The organism is Micromonospora sp. D75 (assembly GCF_018070405.1).
Lineage (GTDB): Bacteria > Actinomycetota > Actinomycetes > Mycobacteriales > Micromonosporaceae > Micromonospora > Micromonospora chalcea.
In genome coordinates this window covers 1-574 of sequence record NZ_JAGPXV010001152.1, presented here as the reverse complement: position 1 = coordinate 574, position 574 = coordinate 1, and the positions used below count along the sequence as shown (strand labels likewise).

Sequence of the window (574 nt, the reverse complement as noted above, 5' to 3'; positions counted from 1 at the left end):
CCGGCGGGCCGACGATCACCCGGATCGCCGGGAAGTAGTCGAGCAGCACCTGACGGCAGCGCCCGCACGGCGGGATGACGCCCCGGCCCCGGTCCCCCACCGCGACGATCGTCTCCAGCTCGCCGGCGCCCTGGGTCGCGGCGGCCCCGATCGCCACCACCTCGGCGCACGGGCCGCCGGTGAAGTGGTAGACGTTGACGCCGCTGAACACCCGACCGTCGGTGCTGCGTACGGCGGCGGCGACGGTGTGGTTGTCGCTGCGGCAGCGCAGCTTCGCCACGGCGGTGGCGGCCTGCACGAGCGCCCGGTCGGTGTCCCGCATGATCATCCCCGCCCCTCGTCGGCCCCGTCGGCCCCCGTCGGCGGCAACTTTATCCCCGCCGGGCGGCCCGCCGGTGACGGCGCGCCCGTCGCCGGTAACCCGGGGGCGGTCCGCCGCGCGGCTGCCTATCCTTGGCGACGACATGCAGAAGCCAGCCGTACCCGCCGCCCCTGACACCGCCCGCGACCTGCACCGCCGCCTCGCCCCGCTGATGTTCCGCGACCAGCGCCGGCTCCAGCGGCGGCTCGACGG

The 574-nt window shown here is 76.5% G+C and carries 1 protein-coding gene; it reads right to left on the bottom strand.

Annotated features, from left to right (window positions below; all coding sequences use genetic code 11):
* The coding region (locus tag KBX39_RS32590; protein WP_247660835.1) for a cytidine deaminase at window positions 1-322 on the bottom strand (322 nt) is incomplete at its 3' end.
* Window positions 323-574 lie beyond the last annotated feature (252 nt).